16 protein-coding genes are annotated in these 19,595 nt (G+C 69.4%); 7 read left to right on the forward strand and 9 right to left on the reverse strand.

Annotation, left to right across the window (positions count from 1 at the left end):
* The first annotated feature begins 68 nt into the window (after positions 1 to 68).
* The 3 genes from PSH25_RS27185 (at position 69) to PSH25_RS27195 (ending at position 3,038) form a co-directional block, all read left to right on the forward strand.
* Entirely contained in the window at positions 69 to 629 is a 561-nt protein-coding gene (locus PSH25_RS27185) for a hypothetical protein (RefSeq protein WP_238661740.1), read from the forward strand.
* 1 nt (position 630) lies between these two features.
* Positions 631 to 2,052: a dihydrolipoyl dehydrogenase family protein gene (locus PSH25_RS27190; protein WP_238661741.1), complete on the forward strand. Its 1,422-nt coding sequence runs from the start codon at positions 631 to 633 to the stop codon at positions 2,050 to 2,052.
* Between the two features lie 122 nt (positions 2,053 to 2,174).
* Positions 2,175 to 3,038, forward strand: a complete 864-nt coding sequence (locus tag PSH25_RS27195) for an alpha/beta fold hydrolase (protein WP_238661742.1) — start codon at positions 2,175 to 2,177, stop codon at positions 3,036 to 3,038.
* Here the strand turns inward: PSH25_RS27195 and PSH25_RS27200 are convergent.
* From PSH25_RS27200 to PSH25_RS27215, 4 genes are all read right to left on the reverse strand, one after another.
* The gene (locus PSH25_RS27200) at positions 2,919 to 5,213 is read right to left on the reverse strand and encodes a HelD family protein (protein WP_238661743.1); all 2,295 of its coding nucleotides are present in this window, start codon (positions 5,211 to 5,213) and stop codon (positions 2,919 to 2,921) included. The two genes, PSH25_RS27195 and PSH25_RS27200, sit on opposite strands and share 120 nt — an antisense overlap.
* A 219-nt stretch (positions 5,214 to 5,432) precedes the next feature.
* The gene (locus PSH25_RS27205; protein WP_238661744.1) at positions 5,433 to 5,987 is read right to left on the reverse strand and encodes a hypothetical protein; all 555 of its coding nucleotides are present in this window, start codon (positions 5,985 to 5,987) and stop codon (positions 5,433 to 5,435) included.
* Between the two features lie 125 nt (positions 5,988 to 6,112).
* The gene (locus PSH25_RS27210; protein WP_238661745.1) at positions 6,113 to 7,960 is read right to left on the reverse strand and encodes a glycoside hydrolase family 15 protein; all 1,848 of its coding nucleotides are present in this window, start codon (positions 7,958 to 7,960) and stop codon (positions 6,113 to 6,115) included.
* Between the two features lie 151 nt (positions 7,961 to 8,111).
* Positions 8,112 to 9,116: a LacI family DNA-binding transcriptional regulator gene (locus tag PSH25_RS27215; protein WP_238661746.1), complete on the reverse strand. Its 1,005-nt coding sequence runs from the start codon at positions 9,114 to 9,116 to the stop codon at positions 8,112 to 8,114.
* Positions 9,117 to 9,378: 262 nt separating this feature from the next.
* On the opposite strand from PSH25_RS27215, the gene PSH25_RS27220 reads away from it, so the two are divergent.
* Genes PSH25_RS27220 through PSH25_RS27235 form a run of 4 tightly spaced genes read left to right on the forward strand, consistent with a single transcriptional unit; the run spans position 9,379 to position 14,784 of the window.
* Positions 9,379 to 10,563 carry an extracellular solute-binding protein gene (locus PSH25_RS27220; protein WP_238661747.1) on the forward strand — a complete coding sequence of 395 codons (1,185 nt, stop codon included), beginning with the start codon at positions 9,379 to 9,381 and terminating at the stop codon, positions 10,561 to 10,563.
* Entirely contained in the window at positions 10,560 to 11,558 is a 999-nt protein-coding gene (locus PSH25_RS27225; protein WP_238661748.1) for a carbohydrate ABC transporter permease, read from the forward strand. The genes PSH25_RS27220 and PSH25_RS27225 overlap by 4 nt, the downstream gene beginning before the upstream one ends.
* A 2-nt stretch (positions 11,559 to 11,560) precedes the next feature.
* Positions 11,561 to 12,421, forward strand: a complete 861-nt coding sequence (locus tag PSH25_RS27230; protein ID WP_238661749.1) for a carbohydrate ABC transporter permease — start codon at positions 11,561 to 11,563, stop codon at positions 12,419 to 12,421.
* A 38-nt stretch (positions 12,422 to 12,459) separates the two neighbouring features.
* A complete protein-coding gene (locus PSH25_RS27235) occupies positions 12,460 to 14,784 on the forward strand; it encodes a beta-xylosidase/alpha-l-arabinosidase (RefSeq protein ID WP_238661750.1) in 2,325 nt (774 codons plus the stop codon).
* Between the two features lie 82 nt (positions 14,785 to 14,866).
* Here the strand turns inward: PSH25_RS27235 and PSH25_RS27240 are convergent, their stop codons facing one another.
* The 5 genes from PSH25_RS27240 to PSH25_RS27260 form a co-directional block, all read right to left on the reverse strand.
* A complete protein-coding gene (locus tag PSH25_RS27240; RefSeq protein WP_238661751.1) occupies positions 14,867 to 15,793 on the reverse strand; it encodes a hypothetical protein in 927 nt (308 codons plus the stop codon).
* A 191-nt stretch (positions 15,794 to 15,984) separates the two neighbouring features.
* The gene (locus tag PSH25_RS27245; RefSeq protein WP_238661752.1) at positions 15,985 to 16,845 is read right to left on the reverse strand and encodes an oxygenase MpaB family protein; all 861 of its coding nucleotides are present in this window, start codon (positions 16,843 to 16,845) and stop codon (positions 15,985 to 15,987) included.
* Entirely contained in the window at positions 16,842 to 18,080 is a 1,239-nt protein-coding gene (locus PSH25_RS27250) for an MAB_1171c family putative transporter (protein ID WP_238661753.1), read from the reverse strand. Before PSH25_RS27250 ends, PSH25_RS27245 begins: the two co-directional genes overlap by 4 nt.
* 7 nt (positions 18,081 to 18,087) lie before the next feature.
* Positions 18,088 to 18,660, reverse strand: a complete 573-nt coding sequence (locus PSH25_RS27255; protein ID WP_238661754.1) for an ImmA/IrrE family metallo-endopeptidase — start codon at positions 18,658 to 18,660, stop codon at positions 18,088 to 18,090.
* 2 nt (positions 18,661 to 18,662) lie between these two features.
* Entirely contained in the window at positions 18,663 to 19,184 is a 522-nt protein-coding gene (locus PSH25_RS27260; protein WP_238661755.1) for a hypothetical protein, read from the reverse strand.
* Between the last annotated feature and the right edge of the window lie 411 nt (positions 19,185 to 19,595).

Genomic DNA, 19,595 nt, shown 5'->3' on the forward strand with positions numbered 1-19,595 from the left:
AGCTGAGCCTGTCATGCTCGGTAGGTAGAACGTTCGGTCTCCCTACCTCTCCGCTGAAAGGGTCACCCGTGACCACCATTGCTGCTCCGACCGGCATCTCCCAGACCGCGTCCGCACTGCGGCGGTTGTACTTCGTCCGCTTCGCGTTCGCCATCGTGTGGGCACTCGTGACCATCGCCACCGCCAAGGAGATCGGTCCGCTCGCGGTGGCGCTGTTCGTGCTCTACCCGCTGTTCGACGTGGGCGCCGCCATCTACGACCTCCGGTCCTCACGGGCCACCGGCTCGCCGGCCCTGCTGTACGTGAACGTCGCGGTGAGCCTGATCACGGCGATCGGCGTGGGTGTCGCGGGCGCGTCCGGCGTTCCCGCCGTCCTGCGTGTGTGGGGCGCCTGGGCGATCGTCGCCGGGTTGGTCCAGTTGGTCGTCGGTGTCACCCGGCGGAAGATGGGCGGCCAGTGGCCGATGATCATCAGTGGCGGCATCTCCGTTCTGGCTGGTGGGTCCTTCATCGCCGGTGCTTCCGCGGATCACCCGTCGCTGACCAACGCTGCCGGCTACGCCATTCCCGGCGCCATCTTCTTCCTCATCGCGGCTGTCCGCCTCGGCCGTACCGCGAAGGGCAACTGACATGACAACCATCGAGTACGACGTCGTCGTGATCGGTGCCGGACCGGTCGGGGAGAACGTTGCCGACCGGGTCGTGCAGGGTGGGCTGACCGCGGCCATCGTCGAGCGGGAGTTGGTCGGTGGCGAGTGCTCGTACTGGGCCTGTATGCCGACCAAGGCGTTGCTGCGCAGCGCGTCCGCGTTGCGGGCGGCGCGCCAACTGCCGGGTGCGCGTGAGGCGGTGACGGGAGCCCTGGACGCGGCTGCGGTGCTGGGCCGGCGGGACTCCTTCGCGTCGCACTGGCAGGACGATGGGCAGGTTTCCTGGCTGGAGTCGGCTGGCATCGCGCTGCACCGTGGTCACGGGCGGATCGCGTCCGCACGGGTTGTCGAGGTGACCGGCATCGACGGTGTCACGACGAGGCTGACGGCGCGGCACGCGGTGGTCGTCGCGACCGGCAGCAGCGCTCTGTTGCCGGACATCCCCGGTCTACGTGATGCGGCGCCGTGGTCCAGCCGCGAGGCCGCGTCGGCCAGGTCGGTGCCCCGCCGGCTCGCCATCATCGGTGGTGGCGTGGTGGCGGCCGAGATGGCGACCGCGTTCGCCGCCCTGGGGTCGTCCGTGACGGTGCTGGCCCGCGATGGGGTGTTGCCGTCGGCGGAGCCGTTCGCCGGTGAGCGGGTCACGGATTCGTTGCGCGAGGCCGCCGTTTCGGTACACCTCGGCGCGGAGGCCGTTTCCGTCAAACGCGACGACAGCGGAACCGTCCACATCGTGACCGCCTCCGGCGAGCGGGTCGAGGCTGACGAGGTGCTGGTGGCGGTTGGTCGTACGCCGAACACCCAGGACCTCGGCCTCGACGGCGTCGGGCTGGCGCCGGGTGCGTGGCTGGCGGTCGACGACACCCTGCGCGTCGTCGGCGGCGGTGAGTGGCTGTATGCCGCCGGCGATGTGAACCGGCGGGTGCTCCTGACCCATCAGGGCAAGTACCAGGCGCGGGCGGTGGGCGATGTGATCGTGGCCCGGGCGAAGGGTGCCAAGGTCGAGGACGGCCGGTGGGGCCGGCACGTGGCGACGGCAGACGAGCGTGCGGTGCCGCAGGTGGTCTTCACCGACCCGGAGATCGCGTCGGTGGGCTTGACGGCGGCTGCGGCCGAGGCGGCTGGGCTGCGGATCCGGGTCGTGGACTACGACCTGGGTGCGGTTGCCGGGTCCACGCTCCACGCGGATGGCTACCAGGGGCACGCCCGGATGGTCGTCGACGAGGACCGGAAGGTGATCGTCGGCTTCACTCTGGCCGGCCCGGACGTGGCGGAACTGATCCACGCCGCGACGATCGCCATCGTCGGTGAGGTACCGCTGGACCGGTTGTGGCACGCGGTTCCGGCGTACCCGACCGTCAGCGAGGTGTGGCTGCGGCTGTTGGAGACATACGGCCGCTGACGGCGAACCGAGCACTCGTCCCGGCGCTGTTCGCGCCGGGACGGGAGCGAGGTGCCGATCGGCGTCCGCGCATACGGGTGGATGGATGTTTTCCCTGACCGGGGCCGGGATACTTGTCGCGCATGTTCGACGGTTTCGAGGACGAGCGGATCGACGTCGGGGAGGTGGAACTCCGGGTCCGGTATGCGGGGCACGGGCCGCCGGTCCTCCTCATTCACGGACATCCGCGTACCGGGTCGACGTGGCATCGAGTAGCGCCGCAGCTGGTTGATCGCGGGTTCACCGTCGTCTGTCCCGACATGCGCGGCTACGGGCAGTCGGGCAAGGCGACGATCCTCGCGGATCACTCCCAGCAGTCCAAGCGGGTGGTCGCCGCGGACATGGTCCAGTTGATGGCTGAACTGGGCCATCCGAGGTTCGCGACGGTCGGGCACGACCGTGGGTCGTACGTGGCGTTACGCCTGGCGCTTGACCACCCCGATTCGGTCAGTCACCTGGTGGTCATCGACGGTGTACCCATCAGTGAGGCGCTTGCCCGGTGCGATGCCAAGTTCGCCCATGACTGGTACCACTGGTTCTTCTTCGCCCAGCCGGACAAGCCGGAGCGAGCCATCGCCGCCGACCCCGATGCCTGGTACGCCGGTAAGGCTCGGCCCGAGAGCATGGGAGCCGAGAACTACCAGGAGTTCCGGCAGGCCATCCACGACGCGGCCACCGTACGGGCCATGCTGGAGGACTACCGAGCCGGCCTCGGCGTCGACCGGGCGCACGAGGAAGCCGACCGGCGTGACGGTCCCGCTGTCCGCTGCCCCACTCTGCTGCTGTGGTCGACCCGGGACGACCTGGAAGACCTGTACGGCGATCCGCTAGCCATCTGGCGCCCGTGGGCCGCCGATCTCCGCGGCCACTCGATCGACTCCGGCCACCACGTCGCCGAGGAGAACCCCGACGACCTGACCGCGGCGCTGCACCACTTCCTGTCCTGAGCCCCTCGCCGTGAGCAGCAGCTGCCCGAGTTCCTGGGTGCATCGGGTGAGCGCGACGTAGAGGCCGTTCCAGCCGCGCGGTTCGGCGGCGATGCCCTGAGGGTCGATGAGGAGCGTCGCGTCCCATTCCAATCCCTTGGACTGGGTCGCGGTGAGCACCGGCACCTCACTCAGCACGGCTTGGAGTGCGGCGATGCGGGCCGCGGGAGCGATGACGCCGACCGTGCCGCCGTGCCACCGTTGCTGCAACTGCCGCACTGCTTCGACGGCGGCACCGGCAAGCTCAGCGGTGGTGACGGTGAGCTCCCACGGAACGATGCCGGAGGAGCGTACCGCTCGTGGCGGGGTGTTGTGGCTGCCAGCCTTCCTCAGGACCGGTTCGGTGAGGTCCATGACCTCGCGCGGGGTCCGGTAGCAGATGGTGAGTTCCGCGGCGGTCCAGCGGTCTGCGAAAACGGCCTGCACCGCTTGTGCCCAAGTGGTGTGCCGATGCGCTGCCTCGGCCTGGTCGATGTCGCCGACGGCGGTGATGGAGCGACTGGGACACCGCCGCAGGACCATCTGCCACTGCATCTCGGACAGCTCCTGCGCCTCGTCGATGACGACGTGCCCGTACACCCAGCCGCGCTGGCGGCGCGCACGGTCGGCGACGAACTCACCCTGTGGTTGCGGGGCGTCGACCTCGCCGAGCAGGTCGGCGAGGGCGTCGAGCAGAGGGATGTCGCTCGATGCCCATGGGGCGGGCTCGGCCGCGACGGCGGTGATCTCCTCGGGGGACAGCCCCGGAGCGAACCGGGCCAGCAGGGTGCGGTCGGTCAGGAGATCACCCAGCAGGGTTTCGGCGTCGCGGGTGGGCCACCATGCCTCGACGAACCGGGCGATGGCGGCGTCCTCGGCGATACGACCACGCAGTTGCTCGATCTCCTCTTCGGAGAGCAACCCGTCGATGTCACTGCCGGTGGACGTACGGGCGGAGTGGTGCTCGTACCCCATGCCCCTGTCGACGCGGGCCAGGATGTCCTCGAACCCCTCCTCCATCTCGTCCATCAGCGCCTCGCGCTGCTCGGCGACGACATCGGCAAGGAGATGGTGCAACTGCTCGGCGAACACCGCGCGGGCACGGTGGTACGGGCGTCCCTGCACCGCCGAGGCGAGCGCCTGCGCCACGGTTGCGGCGGTGATGACGTAGAACTCGCCCTCCCAGCGCAGCTTCAGCTCGCGGGGCCGGGGGAGCAGCGACGCGACGTAGCTTTCGAGCGCGGGCTGCCAGAGGGCGCGGCCCTTGATCTCGGCGACGAGCCGGCTCTCGTCGCGACCCACCTGGATGTCGCTGAGCAGGGTGTCGCAGGTCGCCGAGACGACGGCGGTCTCACCGAGCGCGGGCAGCACCTGGGCGATGTACCGGAGGAACCGCGGCGAGGGGCCGAGGACCAGGACCGCCTGGTCGGCCATCTTCCGGTGGGTGAACAGGAGGTACGCGACGCGGTGCAGAGCAACCACGGTCTTGCCCGTGCCGGGACCGCCCTGGACGATCAGCGGGCCGGTCGCCTCCGCCCGGATGATGTCGTCCTGTTCGCGTTGCAGGGTGGAGATCGCCGTCGACATGCGCCCGGTGCGCCGCTGGTCGAGGGCGGCCAGCAGGGCGCCTTCGCCGACGAGTTCGGCCGTTGTGGTCCCGTCCAGTGGCTCGTCGTCCACGCCGACGACTGTCGACCCCGTCGTACGGATGTGCCGTCGCCGTGCCTGGCCCTGTGGGTCGACGGCCGTCGCGGTGTAGAACGGCCGAGCCGCGGAAGCGCGCCAGTCCACCAGCAGCGGCTCACCGTCCTCGGCATCGTTGCGGAGACCGACCCGGCCCACGTGGCGCACGGTGCCGTCAAGGCCGTCGAGGCGGCCGAAGACCAACCCTTCCCCTGCTCGCCGGAGCTCGTCGTACTGCCGGCGGAGCATGCGCTGCCGGGCCTGCTCCAACGCGTCCAGGGCCTCTGCCGAAAGCTCGGCCTGTAGGTGGTCGGCCAGCCTGTCGCGCTGGGCCGTGGCCACGTCCAGGAACGCCTGTTCCTCGGCGACCGCGGATCGCCGCGCGGCACCCTCTGCGGTAGAGGGCAGTTGGCCGTCCGGTGTTGCTTCGCTGACGTCAACAGTGCCGTTGCGCAGAGCAGACTCCCGGTGCATTCGCAAATCCCTGTATCGGTGTAACCCTCGGCCCGGACGAGCCGCAGTGCATTCGGCGGCAAGCATAGAGTTGCTTTTCCCCATCGGCCAGGAAATTCGCCGGCAGAGATCGGAGTCTCAATGCCTTGCAGTTCCGGGGTTGCTTGTGGCCTCACCAATCCGGATTCGCTTATTGACAGTCCAGTCCTTATCTGTTCTGCAGGTGCGTCCCCGCCCGGGTCAGCTCAGCGTGAAGGTCGCGTCGTCGACGTCGAAGGCCGTGGCGCCGTTGCCGGCCGTCTCGCTGGCGAGGAAGCTGACCGTCGCGGTGCGCTCGGTCGTCGCGGTCCCGCTCGACATGGCGTACTGCCGCCACTGCGCCCCGCCGTCGAAGGCCAGCGAGAACCTCGTCTTCGGGGGTATCCCGGTGACCGCCAGTCCGACGTTCAGGTAGTCGCCGCGGGTGGTCTCCGTGGTGGTGGTCCGCACCCAGAAACGGACCGTCAGGTCGCAGTTGGCCGGCACGGTGACGGTGGTGCGCAGCAGGTCGCTACGCGTCACGTCCAGCCCGGCGAAGGTGGCGTACGCGTGGCCGGTGTGTGCGGGCCGGGTCGCGTCGCCGAACACGACGATGCGGGGGCCGGCCGTCCAGCCGGTGGTGCCGTGCTCGAACCCGGGGTTCGGGTGGACCTGTCCGGTGCAGGGCGGGTCGGCGGCCGGCTGGCCGTGGGATGCCCCGGCCGTGGCCAGGAGTAGCAGGACCGCGGCCGAGGCGGTGGTGACGAAGGCCTTCATCGGTTCTCCCCGCGTCAATACATTCGAGGTGGTCAATACGTATCGACCATGCGCGATGGAGATGGGCGCGTCAAGCCCTTCCCGACGTCGGCCACGCGACGGTGGCCGACCGGAGCGTGCCCGTGTTACCGGCGGCGGCGGGCGTCAGCCTCGGTGTCGAGCAGGTCGTTGAGCGTCAGCGCGGAGTTGATCAGTGAGAGATGGCTGAACGCCTGGGGGTAGTTGCCGATCTGCTCCCCGGTCGCGGCGATCTCCTCGGCGTAGAGGCCGAGGTGGTTGCTGAAGGTGAACATCTTCTCGAACGTGAGGCGGGCGTCGTCGAGGCGGCCGGAACGGGCCAGCGCCTCGACGTACCAGAAGGTGCACATGTTGAAGGTGCCCTCGTGGCCCGGGAGACCGTCGGGGGAGTGGACCGGGTCGTACCGGTGGACCAGGCTGTCGGAGACCAGCTCGCGCTCGATCGCCTGCAAGGTGGACTGCCACAGTGGGTCGCTCGGCGTGACGAAACCGACCGCCGGCATGGCGAGCAGCGCCGCGTCCAGCACGGTCTCGTCGTACGCCTGCACGAAGGTGCCGCGGGCCCGGTCGTATCCGCGGGCCATGACCTGGTCGTAGATGCGGTTGCGTTGCTCGGTCCAGCAGGTCATGTCCCCGGGGCGGCCGGTGCGGGTGGCCAGCCGGATGGCCCGGTCCAGCGCGACCCAGGACATCACCCGGCCGAAGGTGTAGTTGCGGGGGTGGTGGCGGCTCTCCCAGATGCCGGCGTCGGGCTGGTCCCAGTTGTGGCAGAGCCAGTCGACGAGCCGGACGGTGCTCTTCCACACCTGGTGCGAGACGCGGATGCCCTGCTCGTCGGCGAGGTGCATGGCGTAGAGCGCCTCCCCGTGGATGTCGAGCTGGACCTGGTCGGCGGCGCCGTTGCCGATCCGCACCGGCCGGGAGCCGCGGTAGCCCTCCAGGTGGTCCAGCACCTCCTCGTGCAGGTCCGAGGAGCCGTCCACCCGGTACATGATCTTCAGTGGGTCCTGGTGGTCGCCGGCCTCGCGGATCCGCTCGTCCAGCCAGTTCATGTACCGGCCGACCTCCTCGGTGAAGCCGAGGCCGAGCAGCGCGTGCACCGAGAACGACGTGTCGCGTACCCAGGTGTAGCGGTAGTCCCAGTTACGGGTCCCGCCGACCAGTTCCGGCAGCGCGGCGGTGGGCGCGGCGATCATCGCGCCGGTGGGCGCGTACGTCATGAGTTTCAGCGTGATGGCGGAGCGCTCCACCATCTCCCGCCAACGGCCGGTGTAGCGGGAGCGTTCGAGCCAGCGTCGCCAGTAGTCCCGGGTCCACTCGAACATGCCCTGGATCTCTTCCGGCGGGATGACGCGCGGCTCGGCGCCGCCGGTTTCCAGGACCACCCCGCCGGTGTCGCCTTCGTTCAACGTGCCGTACGCGACGAGGTCGCCGCCCTCGAGGTGGACGTCACCCTGTTCGGAGATCAACCGCCGCACGGGGTCGACCGGGTTGAACGTCAGCGTCGCCGACCGGCTGCGGAAGACGTAACCGTTGTGGTGGCGTTCCAACTGGTGCTCTTCGCGGGCGTAGTCGAACCGCGGCCGGCACTCCACCCGGAAACGCATGCTGCCTCGGACCATGGTGACGGTGCGGACCAGCCGGTGCGCGTCGGTGGCCCGCTCGCCGGTGACCGGCATGAAGTCCATCACCTCGGCCACACCGTCGGCGCTGATGAACCGGGTGATCAGGATGGGTGTGCCGGGGAGGTAGAGCTGCTTGGTCACGTACCGCACGTCGTGCGGCGCGATCTGGAAGTAGCCGCCCTTCTCCTTGTCCAGCAGCGCGGCGAAGATGCTCGGCGAGTCGAACCGCGGCGCGCAGAACCAGTCGACCGTCCCGTCACACGTCACCAACGCGGCGGTCTGCAGGTCGCCGATGAGCCCGTGATCCTCGATCGCCGGATAGCTGTCCACGTCTCTCCCCGGTTCGGCTGCGTCCTGCGCATCGAACCTAGGGGGAGAATCGTCGACTTAGGTGAGATTCACGTTCCGCCACCCTGTCGCGTGCCCCCAGGTGCCACGGCGACGGCCGCGGCGGCGCTGGAGCCGTGGTTGGCCCGGGGTGTCAGTGGTGCGGGCGGCAGGACGACCGGATGACCAGCTCGGTGGGGAGCCGGATGTGGGTGTCCCGCTCGACGCCGGCGATCAGGTCGATGAGCAGGCGCAACGCCTCGGCGCCCATCCGCTGCAGCGGCTGCATGATGGTCGTCAGCGGCGGGTTGACCAGCGCCGACTCCGGGACGTTGTCGAAGCCGATCACCGACAGGTCGTCGGGCACCGACAGGCCCATGTCGCGGGCCACGGTCATCGTGGAGATCGCGGAGAGGTCGTTACCCGCGAAGATCGCGCTCGGCCGGTCGGTGAGGGCGAGAAGCTCCGCGGCAGTGCCGGCGGCGCTCTCGATCCGGAACCCGCCGACGCGGACGAGCCGCTCGTCCACCGGCACGCCGGCCTCGGCCATCGCACTGCGGAAGCCGGCCTCGCGTAACTGCGCCGACTTCAGGTCGGTGCGGCCACTGATGTGCCCGATCCGCGTGTGGCCGAGGGACAGTAGGTAGTTGGTCGCCAGCACGGCGCCGGCGAAGTTGTCCGAATCGACGGTGGGCAGGTCGGACGGCCCGGTGTGTGGGTCGACGGCCACGACGTGGAAGCTGTGTTCGGTCTCGACCACGGTCGGCGTGACGATCACGGCGCCGTCGATGAGAGTGCCGGAGAGTCGGGCGAGTGAGCGCCGCTCCCACCCCACGGCGGCGCCCTCGCCGTCCCCGCTGGAGTAGGCCAGCAGCTGGTATCCGCTCCCCGCGACCTCCTGGGACGCCCCCTTGAGCAGCTCGGTCGAGAACGGCTCGAACTCGGCGACCAGGATGCCGAGCACGTTGGTGCGGTGGCTGCGCAGGCTCTGCGCCCCCAGGCTCGCCTCGTAGCCGAGCTCGTGGATGACCTGCTGGACGCGCTCCACGGTCGCCTGGGCCACGCCGTAGCGGCCGTTGACAACCTTCGACACGGTCGCGACCGAGACGCCGGCAGTACGTGCCACATCCGACATCTTGACGCGCTGCTGAAACACCACGTCGATGATGATAGGGCCCCGCCGGGGGTGCGTCGTCGGCGACTCGAAAACGTTATCGATACCGATTGACATCAAGTTACATGACTGTAAAACTTCGCCGCAGGCCGAGTACCGCGACTGACTAGTCGAGGAGACATCGATGGCAACGAAGCGGCGTGCGAGTGCCGTTCTGGCACTGTTAATGACAAGTGTTGTCGTCCTCGCCGGGTGTTCCGGCGGCGGCGAAGAGGCAGCCTCTCAGAGCGAGCTGTACAAGGACCCGGTGACCCTGACCTGGTGGCACAACGCCTCACAGGACGGGCCCGGCAAGACCTACTGGGAGAAGGTCGCCAAGGACTTCTCCGCGCTCCACCCCACCGTCAAGATCGAGATCGAGGCGATCGAGACGAACCAGCTCCAGCGCACCCGGCTCCCTGCCGCGCTGCTGAGCAGCGACCCGCCGGACATCTTCCAGGCCTGGGGCGGCGGCGAGATGACCGAGCAGGTGGAGGCCGACTACCTCAAGGAGATCACCGACCAGACCAAGACCGAGGTCGGCAACATCGGCAGCGCCGCGGAGATCTGGCAGGTCAAGGGCAAGCAGTACGGCCTGCCGTTCCGGATGGGCATCGAGGGCATCTGGTACAACAAGGAAATGTTCGCCAAGGCGGGCATCGCGGCTCCGCCGACTACCTTCGAGGAGCTCAACACCGCGGTCACCAAGCTCAAGGCGACCAACGTCATTCCGATCGCCGTGGGCGCCGGTGACAAGTGGCCGGCCGCGCACTGGTGGTACAACATGGCGCTGCGCGCCTGCTCGGTCGACGCCCTCAAGAAGGCCTCGGCGGAGAAGAACTTCGACGACCCGTGCTTCGTCAAGGCCGGGCAGGACCTGAAGGCGTTCATCGACACCAAGCCGTTCCAGCCCAACTTCATCGCCACGCCGGGCCAGAACGACCCGACCAGCGCCAACGGCATGCTCGCCAACGGCAAGGCCGCGATGGAGCTCATGGGTGACTGGAACCGCGGCACGCTGGACACCGTCACCACGGACAAGGCGAAGCTCGCGTCGTTCCTCGGCTGGTTCCCGGTGCCGGCGATCTCCGGTTCGCCGGGCGACCCGAAGGCCGCTCTCGGCGGTGGCGACGGGTTCTCCTGCGCCAAGAACGCCCCGGCCGAGTGCGTCGAGTTCCTCAAGTACCTCGTGAGCCCCGAGGTGCAGAAGGGCTACGCCGAGACCGGCACCGGCCTGCCTGTCGCCAAGGGCGCGGCGGACGCCGTGAAGGACCCCGCGCTGAAGTCCATCCTGGAGGCCACCTCCGGGGCGAGCTACGTCCAGCTCTGGCTGGACACGGCGTACGGCAGCACCGTCGGCAACGCGATGAACGACGCGATCGTCGCCATCTTCGCCGGCAACGGGACGCCTGAGAAGGTCGTCTCGGCAATGAAGGCGGCCGCAAGCAAGTGACCTCCGCCAACCAGATCCGTATGCCCGCCGGCGGCGCTTCCGCGTCGCCGGCGGGCCCCCACAAGGCCGGGCGCGAGTCCGCCCGCCGAGCCGACAACCGCCGCAAGTGGTACGAGATCATCGGGCTCACCACGCCGGCCGTCGTCATCTACGTGATGTTCGTGCTGGTCCCGATGGGCTTCGCGGTCTACTACAGTCTGTTCCGGTGGCGCGGGGTCGGGCCTCCCACCGAGTTCGTCGGCCTGCGGAACTACACCCTCGCCTTCCAGGACCCGATCTTCCTCGACGCGTTGCGCAACAACGCCATCATCGTGTTCGGGTCGCTGCTGATCCAGGGCCCGATCGCCCTGGGCGTCGCCCTGCTGCTCAACCGCCGCTTCCGTGGGCGGGCGGTGTTCCGCCTGCTGGTGTTCGTGCCGTACGTGCTGGCCGAGGTCACCGTCGGCATCATGTGGAAGCTGTTGCTGACCGACCAAGGCACGGTCGATGCTCTGCTGCGGTCCCTGGGAATGGGCGGCCTGGTGCAGGCCTGGCTCGCCGACCTGGATGTGGTCATCTGGACCCTGCTGGCCGTCCTCACCTGGAAGTACGTCGGCTTCGCCATCATCCTGCTCCTCGCCGGACTGTCCAACGTGCCCGACGAACTGACCGAGGCGGCGGCCATCGACGGCGCGAGCTGGTGGCAGATCCAACGGCACGTCACGATCCCGCTGCTCGGCCCGACGATCCGGATCTGGATGTTCCTGTCCATGATCGGCTCACTGCAGATCTTCGACATGATCTGGGTGACCTCGGTGCCCGCGGTGCGGTCCCTCGGCGCATCGGCCACCATGGCGACCTACATGGTGGACAACGGGTTCTTCGCCCGGCTCTGGGGTTACGGCAACGCTGTGGCGGTAATCCTGTTCGTCATCTCCTTCGTGGCGGCGCTGCTGTTCCAGCGGTTCCTGCTCCGCCGCGACATCGAGGGCGCCATCACCGGAAGGGCGAAGTGACGATGGCCGTGAACACGGTTCTCCCCCCGTCCACCGGGCGCCGCCAGGTTTCCTGGGGCACGCCGCTCACCTACGCGCTCGCCCTCGCGATCGCGGCGGTGTCGATCGCCCCGGTCCTCTACGTGGTCATCGGCGGGTTCCGCACCACCCCGCAGATCGTCGCGGACCCGGCCGGCCTGCCCGACCCGTTCGTCTGGGACAACTACGCCAGGGTGCTGACCCAGAGCAACTTCTGGCAACAGGCGTTCAACAGTGCGGTCATCGCCCTCGGCACCACGCTGGCCGTGGTCGTGCTCGGGCTGGCCGCCGCGTTCGTGCTCGCCCGCTACCACTTCCGCGGGCGGGAGGGGCTCTACACCTTCTTCACCCTCGGCCTGCTGTTCCCAGCCGGGGCGGCGATCCTGCCGCTCTACCTCATGTTGCGTGACCTGAACCTGATCAACTCCTACTACGCGGTGATCCTCCCGCAGGTCGCCTTCTCACTACCACTGACGATCGTGATCCTGCGTCCCTTCCTCTCGGCCATCCCGAGAGAGTTGGAGGATGCCGCCGCCATCGATGGCGCGAGTCGGCTCGGTTTCCTCTGGCGCGTCGCGATGCCGCTGTCGCGGCCCGCGCTCGTCACCGTTGGCGTCCTGGCGTTCGTGGCGAGCTGGAACTCGTTCCTGCTGCCGCTGCTCGTGCTCAGCGACGTCAACCTGCACACCCTGCCGCTGGGCGTGCAGAACTTCTCCAGCCAGTACACCACCGACACGGCAGGCGTACTCGCCTTCACCTCGCTGGCGATGCTGCCGGCACTGCTCTTCTTCACGCTCGCGGAGAAGCAGATCGTCGGTGGCCTGCAGGGTGCGGTCAAGGGCTGAGCGGCAGCGGTACGAGCACAACCACAGGAAGGCACAGCATGACTGAGGTCCACGCGGTGGTGGACGGGCCGGCGCCGGCTCAAGCAGGTCCGGGGCACGGTCGACCGGACGGGCACGACGGCGGGGCGCGCCTACGCGATCTCCTCGGCCGGATGACGATCGAGGAGAAGATCGCCCAGCTCGTCGGCTTCTGGGAGAAGGAGGACGGCGAGGCGGTCGCACCGTTGCAGGGGGAGTTCGGCGACGCCTTCAAGCTTGAGGACTTCTCCCGGCACGGGCTCGGTCACCTCACCCGCGCCTACGGCACCCGCCCCCTGGACGCGGTGGAACGCGCGGCCTGGCTGTGGAAGTTCCAGCGGGACCTGGTCACCGGGACCCGGCTCGGCATCCCGGCGATCGTCCACGAGGAATGCCTCACCGGGCTGTCCGCGTGGAAGGCGGCCACCTTCCCCACCCCGCTGGCCTGGGGTGCCGCGTTCGATCCCGAACTGGTCACCGAGATGGCCGCGGCGATCGGCGCCTCGATGCGGGCCCTGGGCGTTCACCAGGGGCTCTCTCCGGTGCTCGACGTGATCCGTGACCCCCGCTGGGGGCGGGTGGACGAGTGCATCGCCGAAGACCCGTACCTGGTCGGCACCATCGGCACGTCGTACGTGCGCGGCCTGCAGTCGCAGGGGGTGCACGCCACCCTCAAGCACTTCGCCGGCTACTCCGCCTCGCGCGCCGGGCGCAACTTCGCCCCGGTGCACGTCGGCCGCCGGGAACTGGCCGACGTGCTGCTCCTCCCGTTCGAGATGGCGATCATCGACGGCGACGCCCGCAGTGTCATGCACTCGTACGCCGAGATCGACGGGGTGCCCGTCGCCGCCGACCCGACGATGCTGACCGGCATCCTGCGGGACCAGTGGGGCTTCGACGGCACGGTGGTGGCCGACTACTACGGGGTCGCGTTCCTCAACCTGCTGCACCACGTGGCGGGCGATAACGCGGACGGGGCCGGGCAGGCGTTGACTGCCGGTGTCGACGTCGAACTGCCCACCGGCGACGCCTATCTGACCCTGCACGAGTCGGTGCGGGCGGGCAAGCTCGACGAGGCGCTCATCGACCGCGCGGTGCTGCGGGTGCTGCGGCAGAAGCAGGACCTCGGTCTGCTCGACGCGACCTTCAACGACGAGCCGCCCCAGGCGATCGACCTCGACTCGCCGGAGCACCGGTCGATCGCCCGCCGGCTCGCTGAGGAATCGATCGTGCTGGTCGCCAACCGGGACGCGCTGCCGCTGCCGGCGGGGCGACGGGTGGCCCTCATCGGCCCGAACGCCGACCGGCAGGGTGCGCTCTTCGGGTGCTACTCGTTCCTCAACCACGTCCTCGTCCAGCACCCCGGCGTGGAGACCGGCATCGAGGTGCCGACCGTGCTCGACGCCGTGCGGGCCGAGTTCGGCGACGACCTCGTCGCCTGGGCGCGCGGCTGCGACGTTGACACCGACGACCGAGCCGGCTTCGACGAGGCTGTCGCCACGGCCTCCGGCGCGGACGTCGCCGTCCTGGTCGTCGGCGACAACGCCGGCCTCTTCGGACGCGGCACGGTCGGCGAGGGCTGCGACCGGGACGACCTGGAGCTGCCCGGCGTCCAGCGCGAGCTGGTCGAGGCGGTGCTGGCGACCGGCACACCGGTCGTCCTCGTGCTGCTCACCGGCCGGCCGTACGCGGTCGGCTGGGCGCTCTCGCGCTGCGCGGCGGTGGTGCAGGCGTTCTTCCCCGGCGAGGAGGGGGCCGGGGCGATCGCGGGGGTGCTCTCCGGGCGGGTCAACCCGTCGGGCCGGCTGCCGGTCAGCCTGCCCAGGTCGGCCGGCGCGCAGCCGTACTCCTACCTGCACCCCACCCTCGGTGCGGGCAACGAGGTGACCAACCTGCCGGCGACACCCGTGGCGCCGTTCGGCCACGGCCTGTCCTACACGACGTTCGCGTACAGCGACCTCACCGTGCCCGGCACGGTGCCCAGCGACGGGGCGGTCGGGGTGACCGTGCGGGTGACGAACACCGGCGCGGTCGCCGGCGACGACGTGGTCCAGCTCTACGGTCGCGACCTGGTCGCCTCGGTGACCCGACCGGTGGCGCAGCTGCTCGGCTACCGGCGAGTCCACCTGGAACCGGGCCAGTCCGTCACGGTCGAGCTGACGGTTCCCACCACCCGCCTGGCCTTCTCCGACCGGACGTTCACCCGCGTCGTGGAGCCCGGCGACGTCGAACTCTGGGTCGGCACCAGCGGGCGGCGGGACGCCCAGGCACTGACCACGCTGGTCGGTGACACGATCCCGGTCACCAACGCCTCCCCACGCTGGACCACCACCGACATCCGCTGAGAAGCCGGTCCGCCGACTGTCCCCAGCCGACAGTCGGCGGACCGGTCCCAGCTGTGCCGGGGGGAGCACTGCGCGCCCTCCCTCAGCAGTAGTCCTCCGTGCAGTTCCGCAGCCTGATCTCGCCACCCTTTCCGAGAGTGGCCGTCACGGACATGTCGCGTGGGTTCAGGCCGCTCAACCTCGCGTGACGCAGGAGTTCCGGTGCGAAGTCGACCTCGATCGTGGTGAAGGACTGGGGATCGAGCGCAACGGTCACGTCGAAGGAGACCGAGATCGACGAGATTTCCCTCGTGCCGCAGCCTGGTACCCGGATCCGGCCATCCACCGGCAAGCTCGCGGCCCCGGCGCTGCGAGCGGATTTCGCTGCGCCAGCCTCCTCGTCGGTGATCTCCTCGGCCGAGACCTCTTCCTGTGCCGAGCCGGTGAACCGCTGGTCCCGGCCCGACTTCAGACCAACCGCGCCGGTGATGGTGTAGGTGTGCCGGCGCTCGGATTCCCCACTACGGCAGTCGAGCCGCACTCTCCGTTGTGACGCGATTTCCAGGTGGGTGACCAACCTGGGCCGGGCGGACGGGTTCCCGATCACGATCCGAGCCCGCCGGTAGGTCGGCTCCACCGGCGTGGTGGGCGAGGTGGGTGCCGGTGCCACCGCGAGGACCTGTTCGATCCCCGTGGCCTCGTCGGGCCAGCCGAACGCCTTGTGCAGGAGGAGATCTCGCCCGGCGGGCACCGCGACGACCGTCGCCGTGCCCAGCAACACGGCTGCGGAGATGACCCTCAGTGACAGCACGACGTGACGCGGGCGCCGCGTCAGGCCACCGCGGATGGTCTGCCACAGGGTCAGGGCAGGCAGCGCCACCAGGAGCAGCACGCCGAGCAGCGTGGTGGAGACGGGCCTTCCGGCCTGCAGCGCAGCGGGGACACCGGCGGCGGTGGCGACCAGCATGACGGCCCACATGATCCGGTGATCGCGGCTGTCCTCTGGCCGGCCCTGGCGATCATCGGTCATGTCGCCTCCGTGACTGCTCGCGTCATCCATGCGTCGAAGCTGATTCCACGTTACAAGCAGGGAGGAAGCTCTCACGGGTCACTGCGCATCGCCCGCCCCGGCCGGCCTCGATCCGGCCGGCCAACCTCCCGTCGAGGCGGCAGACCAGACCAGCTAGCGGCTGAGCCGACGACGCTGGCAGGGCCGACGTGCTACTCGTGCACGCGGTCGTGGTGCGGGCCGAGCTGGCTGATCTCGTACCCGTGGGGGTAGCTCCTGGCTTTGATCCCGTCGGCGAACAACGGCGTCGTCCGTGGCGCCCCGAACCACCGTTGCAGCCGCGAGCGCGTCTTCAACGCCAGGTGCAGCCCCGTCCGGACCGGCCAGGCTGGCGTGTCGACCCGCGTTGCGCGTCGCAGCGGCGCGTCGTACATGGCGCTGACCAGTGCGTTTCCCAGTGGCGCGAGCACGCGGGGGAGGCGGGTGAGCATCAGCATGCGAGTGGCACGTTCGATGGCCGCCGCGTCGTCGTTGGGCCGCAGGTGAGCCGCGTCGTGCGCGTCGAACCAGGTCTCGAACTCGTCGTACGACCCGGGGATGTCGGTGATGCCCATCCGCCGGCCGAGCTCCCGGTAGAAGAGGTACGTGGCGTGACGTTCGTGGCAACAGGGTTGGCGCCAGCCGTACTCCTGCAACCACCGGGTGGGGATCACGACCAGGCAGCCGAGGACGTAGCGGAAGTCGTCGTTGCTGATGTCGTACGGACGGTGGAGCTGGTTGACGCGCCGCAACGCCTCGCGGCCCCGCGGCTGGTCGAAGCCGTTGAGCACCATCTCGTACATCAGGAGGCCGGTGTCGTCGATCCGCTTCTGGGTGCGTTCGGTCAACTCGCCCGTGGCGGTGTGCACCCTGGCGATGGCGGGGACGGAGAAGGACCGGTTGAAGGCGAGGTTGAGCCCGAGCTTCAGGTCCCACGGAAACTCGTAGCGCAGCATCGTCTGGTAGATGTCGAGGTAGTCGCGCTCCGGGTCGAGAGCGCGGGTACGGGTTAGGTTGGCGTAGCGGCCTCTCATCGGCGGGCGTCTCCAGCGGTGGGATGCGGGGTGCCCGGGGTGGCGGGTTCCCGGGTCGCGGCGATCGTCTGGGCCACCACCGGCGAGCGGGCGTAGACCTCGGTGACCAGCGTCAACCAGGCGACCTCACCGGCGTAGCCGCCGTCCGGGCGGTGCAGCTCGTCGGCGGGCTGCGGGACCGCGGCCACCAGACCGGCGCCGTGGCGACGCAGAGCGCAGGCCAGGTGGGCGGCCTCGACGCATGCCCGTCGCTCCTCGGCGGTCAGCCCGGCTCGCTCGGCGAACTGCTCGGCTAATGCCGTCACGCTGACGTCCAGGTACGGGCGCAGCGCCAGGCGGCCGTCGCGGATCTCGGCCACCCGGCGGGTCAGCGCGTAGTCGGTGTCGCGGAGGGCTGCCCGGCGTCGGCGCAGGGTGGGGTCCAGTTCGAGTTCGGGAAGGGCCGCGATGAGGTCATGCCAGAGCGGTTCGAGTCGTCGGTAGGACTGGTAGTCCTCCCAGCGTCGCGTGATCTTGAGGGTGGGCCCCCACGCCGGCATGGTGAGGCCGATCGTGATGAGTAGAGCGCCGATGCTCACCAGGACCGCGGCGATCTGTCGCTCGCCGGCCGGTTGGTAGCCGGCCCAGTAGGCGACCAGATACCCGATCTTGTTGGTGCTGTAGAGCAGCGCGAAGGCGGCCCCGACTGCGGTGATGCGTAGGCCACGGCGCAGCCAGGGTCGTCCGCAGATCTTCGCGAAGCTCCAGCACAGCCGGGTGATGTCGAAGCAGTAGGCGAAGAAGCCGAGCATCAGGAAGATCAGCAGGTAGGCGGTCACGACGGGGTCGGTGGCGTACTCGACCGTCAGGAGCACCGGTTCGTCGTAGGTGAGGGTGTAGGCGAACAGGCCGACCATGACGAGAAACGCGCACGCGGTGACCCAGATCCACTTGCGGGCCCGGGCGGTGGCCGTCGCCGGGGGAAGCGCGAAGTGCAGGAGCATGATCTCGGCGTTCGCCGAGATGGTCAGCGCGCCGGCGTGGGCCATCACCTTGGCCAGGTTGGGTAGCCCCGACATTTCGTCGATCGCGGTCGCGACGGGCGGGATGGCGACCGTGATCCCGGCGGCGAACGCGCCGAGACCGAAGCAGATCGCGCGGCGGGCGTGGCTGGGGTGCCGGCGCTGGAGTCGCGCCATGTAGCCGAGGGCGATCCAACCGACTGCGGCGCATACCGCGTAGAGGACGGTGTCCATTCCGGCGCTACCAGTGGGGATGTTCGAGTGAGTGCCGCAGCCGGCCGTACAGCTCGACGTCCTGGCCGGTCAACGGCGCGTCGTCCACGTCGCTGCGGTTGCCGCGGACCCGCCGCAGGAGCAGTGAGCCGATCATCTCGGCCTCGCGTTCCTCGGCTGCGGCGTAGTTGCTGCGACCGAGGCTGCGCTGGACCAGCTGCGGGTCGAGGTCCGGCAGTAACAGCCGGGAGGCGTCCGCGTCCAACACCTCGGTCGCCCGGTGGCCGGCGAGCAGGTGACCCAACTCGTGGCCGATGATCAGCAACTGGTGCAGCGGAGAGGTGTCCTGCTCGAAGAAGATGGCGTCGAAGTCGCGGGTTGGCACGCACATCCCGCACACGGTCTGTGCCGGCAGCTTGATCGGCACCAGGTGGATCGGCCGGCCACGCCGCTCGGCGAGGACGTCGCACAGCTTCCGGATGTCGAAGGGCTCGGGCACCTCAAGCTCGGCAACGATCCGCTCGCAGCGCCTGCGTAGTCGGTGCAACTTCACGTCAGCGTTCTCCCGCTCGTCGGTGTACTCCCACCGAAGGATCTGCACGACTAGGCGCGATCGGCCGGCGTGGAACTGGTCGTGCCAGCGCCGACACCTGCCGCCACGGCTCGCAGTCGGGCCACCATCTGCTCGATGAGCACGGTGTCCGTCGCGGAGAGCCCGTTGTCGGCCAGCACCTGGCGCAGCGCCACCTGCTTGACATCCATCCGGCGCAGCTCGTTGAGCAGCGTGATCTGGTCCGCTGTTCGTCGTGCTGCCGCGTCGTCGACGAAGTAGCCCGAGTTGACCCCGAAGGCGGCGGCCAGGGCGCGGACGTGTGAGGTACGGGGATCGCTGGCCACGCCCCGGCGCAGCTCTCCGATGTAGGCGGCGCTGATCGTCACACCCGTCTCGGCCGCCACCTCGTTGATCTTGTCGGCGATCTCCCGGTTGGTGTACCTGCGCCCGGACTCGTCGGAGTCGCTGAGCTCGTCGGGCGTCGGGCGGATCTTGTCGAAGAGGTACTCCAGCCTCGCGGCCAGCGTGTCGAGGGGTGGCAGCTCCCGCTCTGTGTATCGATCGTCAACCATGAATTTTCACCTTCCAGCCGCCTAAACGACAGTGTCGCAGATGCGCCGCGAGGCGAAACAGATGTTGACACGTGCACGGAACGTGAGCGTATGCTCGCTCCTGTTTGGAGCAACGTGTGTTGAGTGTGAACCCGATCGGCTCAACACCCGTTGCGCGCCGGATGGGGGTGTCCGGCCGGCCGAACCGGACGCGCCACCGGTGGGAGGAGTTAGCTCCGCAAGGAGTGGAACGGGGGGCTCCTCCCGCGGCGTTGACCGGCGCGTCGGGTCGGTGGCGGCAGGTTTCCCCGCCGGCCGCCGCTTGTTGGTGGGGGGTCGCTGGGCCGCTCTGGCAGAGGACCGTTGTCTGCCAGCGGCCCAGCGACAGTGGCGCCGGACGTCAGCCGGCAGCCGGCTCACGGTCTCCGACCA

The organism is Micromonospora foliorum (assembly GCF_022229015.1).
Lineage (GTDB): Bacteria > Actinomycetota > Actinomycetes > Mycobacteriales > Micromonosporaceae > Micromonospora > Micromonospora foliorum.

Coding starts and splice junctions, on each gene's coding strand:
- PSH25_RS27190 (WP_238661741.1), top strand. CDS start 631: ATGACAACCATCGAGTACGACGTCGTCGTGATCGGTGCCGGACCGGTC.
- PSH25_RS27195 (WP_238661742.1), top strand. CDS start 2,175: ATGTTCGACGGTTTCGAGGACGAGCGGATCGACGTCGGGGAGGTGGAA.
- PSH25_RS27200 (WP_238661743.1), bottom strand. CDS start 5,213: ATGCACCGGGAGTCTGCTCTGCGCAACGGCACTGTTGACGTCAGCGAA.
- PSH25_RS27205 (WP_238661744.1), bottom strand. CDS start 5,987: ATGAAGGCCTTCGTCACCACCGCCTCGGCCGCGGTCCTGCTACTCCTG.
- PSH25_RS27230 (WP_238661749.1), top strand. CDS start 11,561: ATGGCCGTGAACACGGTTCTCCCCCCGTCCACCGGGCGCCGCCAGGTT.
- PSH25_RS27235 (WP_238661750.1), top strand. CDS start 12,460: ATGACTGAGGTCCACGCGGTGGTGGACGGGCCGGCGCCGGCTCAAGCA.
- PSH25_RS27240 (WP_238661751.1), bottom strand. CDS start 15,793: ATGACCGATGATCGCCAGGGCCGGCCAGAGGACAGCCGCGATCACCGG.
- PSH25_RS27245 (WP_238661752.1), bottom strand. CDS start 16,845: ATGAGAGGCCGCTACGCCAACCTAACCCGTACCCGCGCTCTCGACCCG.
- PSH25_RS27250 (WP_238661753.1), bottom strand. CDS start 18,080: ATGGACACCGTCCTCTACGCGGTATGCGCCGCAGTCGGTTGGATCGCC.
- PSH25_RS27260 (WP_238661755.1), bottom strand. CDS start 19,184: ATGGTTGACGATCGATACACAGAGCGGGAGCTGCCACCCCTCGACACG.